This window comes from Chromobacterium aquaticum, assembly GCF_021129195.1.
GTDB classification, from domain to species: domain Bacteria; phylum Pseudomonadota; class Gammaproteobacteria; order Burkholderiales; family Chromobacteriaceae; genus Chromobacterium; species Chromobacterium aquaticum.
In genome coordinates this window covers 1-3,820 of sequence record NZ_JAJOHW010000216.1, presented here as the reverse complement: position 1 = coordinate 3,820, position 3,820 = coordinate 1, and the positions used below count along the sequence as shown (strand labels likewise).

1 protein-coding gene is annotated in these 3,820 nt (G+C 65.0%); it reads right to left on the bottom strand.

All coding sequences use genetic code 11. The annotated features are described in order from the left end of the window. Nucleotides 1-1,850: 1,850 nt before the first annotated feature. Nucleotides 1,851-3,419 (bottom strand): RHS repeat domain-containing protein, encoded by a 1,569-nt coding sequence (locus LQT98_RS23070; protein ID WP_231465508.1) that lies wholly within the window; start codon nucleotides 3,417-3,419, stop codon nucleotides 1,851-1,853. Nucleotides 3,420-3,820: the final 401 nt, after the last annotated feature.

Here is a 3,820-nt window from a genome sequence, read left to right as displayed (position 1 = left end):
CGCCGCCACCGGCGCCGTCCCCAGCAGCGGGGTCAGCGCCTGGCTGAAGATCGGGCCTAGTTGCACCACCACGACCACCGCCACGATGGCGACGAAGATGGCGCCGAATCCACCGCAGCCGCCGCCTCCGCCAAAGCTCGGCATCGGCGGCGGCGGCGGATCCGGCAGCGTCGGCGTCACGTCTCCTATCGCCTCGCCCGGGCTGTACACCCGGTAGCTGCCGCTGTTGTTGTGCACATTCGTCACTTTGTTCGGCACGGTCAGCACTTGGCCCGCCGCCAAGGGCTCGCTGCCGCTCAGGCTGTTGGCGTCCGCCAGCAGATACCACATCGCCTGGTCGCCCCACAGCGACGCCGCCAGGCTTTGCAGCGTGTCCCCCGCCTTCACCGTGACGAAGCCCGGCGTCTGCCCCGGGTAGTTCGGGCCGATCGGTTCGTAGTTCTGGTCGAAGTCGGCGCTGTTCACCGGCTGGCCTTCGCGGTACTGGTCTTTGCGGTTGCCGATCGGGGTCTGCGCCAAGGCCTGGGCGTAGTCGACGCGGCTGNNCTTGGCTTCGTCGCGCGCTTCAACCAGGTGGCCGTTGACGTTGTAGCGCAGATGGGAGTAACCCGGCTGCCAGCCCGGCGCGTCCTTGTTGTAGGGCTGGGCGGTGATGGTGCTCTGCTTGGCTTCGTCCCACCATTCATAGCCGTAATAGCTGCTGGTGGTGGTGCCGCTGTCGGTCTGCACGCTACGCTCCAGCGTGCCGTCGGCCAGGTAGTGGTAGGTGGTGTTGGCGCCGTCGCGGCTTTGACTCAGCAGTTTGTGATCGGCGTCGTAACGGGACTGGGTCTGGCTGCTGACGCCGCCGTCGCCGTTCCAACGGTATTCGCGGTAAGCGGTGGCGCCCCCCAGCAGGTCGTTGTCGCGCTGGGCCGCCAGCTTGCCGTTGATGCGGGTGGTTTCCAGGTAGCCGTCGGCGCTGTAGCTGTAGGTTTCGACATTGCCGTTGGACGCATAGGTAGCCTGCACCCGTTCGCCGGCGGCGTTGTACAGGATGTCGACGCCGTCGCCACCCTGGGGGCCGCGGCTGATCTGGCCGTCGAGCTCGCTGCCCTTGGTGGTGACGAAGCGGTTCATGCTGTCGTATCGATACCAGTAATCCTGGGTCCGCTTCTGGCCGTCGACGCCGTCGTGATAGACGCTGTGGACGTTGAGGCGGTTGCCGACCGCGTCGTAGCGGTAGGTGATCAGGAATTTGGGGTCATCGATCAGGGTGACCCGGTTGCGCGCGTCGTATTCGATCTTGGCGTACTGGTAGAACTCGCGGCTCTGGCCGTTGAGGCTGGTATAGCCTTCAAAGGTCTTGTTGCCGTCGTTGTCGTATTCGTACAGGGTGTAGCTGTCCAGCGCGTGGTCGGACAGGCTCTTCAGATAGCCGTTGCCGTAGTACTGGTAAGTGATGTGCTGGCCGCTGCTGCCGCTTTGTTCGGCCACCTGGCCGGCGTGGTTGTAGCGGTAGCTGAAGCGGTGGTTGCCGAGGTCGACATGGGCGACTTTATGGCCGAACAGGCTGATGTCGTCGCTCTGGCTACGGCCGTTGGCATCGGTCTTGACGCTGCGCCAGCCGCCGACGACGCTGCCGCCGGCGCCGGCGATGGCGGCGTCCCACTGGTAGCGGTAGCTCACTTGGCGCCCGGCGGCGCTGACGGTGGCCAGCACCCGGCCCAGGCTGTCGTAGCGGGTGCTGGCGCTTAGGGTGGTGCGGCCATCGGCACTGTTGCGATGGGCGATGCGTTGGCCGGCGCTGTCGTAGTCGTATTCGTCGACGCCGCGGCGGCCGTCGGCGCGTAGGGGCTGGCTGTAGCTGATCAGCTGGTTGTTGGCGTTGTAGCGGTAGTCGCTGCGGCGGCCGATTTCGTCGATGCTGACACGCAGATTGCCGAACACGTCATAGCCCAGTTGCTTGACGCCGCCGTCGGCGTGAACCTCGCCGCCGCTCTTGCCCTGCCCCGTTCACTGCCGGCCAGCCAGCTCTGGCGGTTGAGCTGGCCGTTGGCATCGACGGTGGCCACCAGATTGCCCAGCGCGTCGTAACGGTACTGGGTGCGCACCGGCGGCGGGGCCTGGTCGCCGGCCGCGACGATCACGGTGTGCGGGTCTTGCTTGGCCAGCAGTTGGCCGAAGGCGCTGTACTCGAAGGTGGTGATGTTGCCGCGGCCATCGGTTTCGCTGCTCACTTCGCCGAAGGCGTTGTACTGCTGGCGGCGGAGGATGTTGTGCTCGCTCTGGCTGGTGCCGGTGATCACCCAGTTGAGGCGGGTGCTGTCGACGCCGCTGTGGCGGCGCAGATAGCCGCTGACGTCCAGCACCGCGCCGTCGGCGCCGGTCAGCAGCGCGCCCTGGGCGTCGGCCAGCTGGTAGCGGTATTCGTAATCGCCGGCGGCCAGCGCGTCGGCGTTGAGCGTGAACTGGCCCTGGGCGTTGCGGCTGAGCGTGGTCTGGGTCCAGTCGCCCTGGCTGCCCTTGCTCCGGTAGGACAGCAAGAGCTGGGCGGCCTGGGGCTGCGGCGGATTGAAGCTGACCAGCAGCGGCAGCGTCAGGCCCTGGGGATTGACGCTGACGGCGCCGCCGCCCAGCGTCAGTTGGCCGCCGGCGCGGTTGAGCATCAGGCCGTTGGCGTCGAACAACTGGTATTCGAATTCATACACCGTCGGCGCGCTCAGGCTCTTGGCCAGCGCGCTGCTGTCCCAGTCCCATTCGCCGTTGGCGGCGCGACTCAGCGGCGCTTCGGCCCAGGCGCCGCCGGCAGTACGATAGCGGATCAGGCCACGAGTGGCCGCCGCCGGCTGATGGCCGCCGATGTGAACGATCTGCGGCTGGTCGCGCCAGGCGACCGGCTGGCTGACGGAAGCCGCTTCGCCCGGACGGAAGGACCCGACCACCGCGCCCAGCGATTGGCCGTTGGCGTCGAGACGCTCGAGTTCGTACTCCCAGGTCTGGCCGGCGGCCAGGCCGTACTGAGCGGGGTTGATCAGGAACCAACCCTTGATGCCGGAGACGCTGGTGCCGGCCACCGCCTGAGCCGTGCTCCATTCGCCGCCGGAAGTGCGGAAGCGGATGCGGCCGGCAGTGGCGCTCTCGCCGAGGTTGCTCAGATGGATCCAGCCATTGCTGTCCATCAGCGCGCTGTCGACGGCGGCGTCGCTTTGGGGCATCGTCGGGGCGCTGTCGTTGAGGTTGAGCCGGCCCTGGTGCGCACTGAGCGTCTTGCCACTATTGTCCATGACAAAGTAGCGGAATTCATACTCCTTACGCGCCATGGCGGACCAGTCGAGGGCGAACTGGCCTTCCACGTTCTGGCCATTGATCTTCAGTGGCGGGACTTCGGTGAATTGCCAACTCTCACTACTATTCGCCGGGCGGGTGAGCAGCAACAAGCGGGTAGCACTTGCCTGAGGGATTCTAAAATGTATTTGGGGTGTACCAACCGTAACGGTGGAGGAGCTGGAAATCGCAGCATTGACACTGAGTTCACTATCGCGTGCGGAGGCATACACCAACAAATCTTGAGATGTACCTGAAGCAGGTGGATTGACTGTCTTAAAAATCTTGACGCTATAGTTACGAGAGGCTTGGTTATCAACCCCCATCCTCACCCAAGTCGTCGGCGTGCCTTGAGAAACACCACTTGCAGGTACCGTCAGGGTATAGCTGCTAGCCGGGTAATCCGGACCAGCATAGGGAAAGGTGATGGGCACTTTAAAAGGCCCATCGCCATACGCAGGCAATGGCGGTAATCGGGTTTCAAATGTCAACTCTCTTAGAACCTGTTTACGAT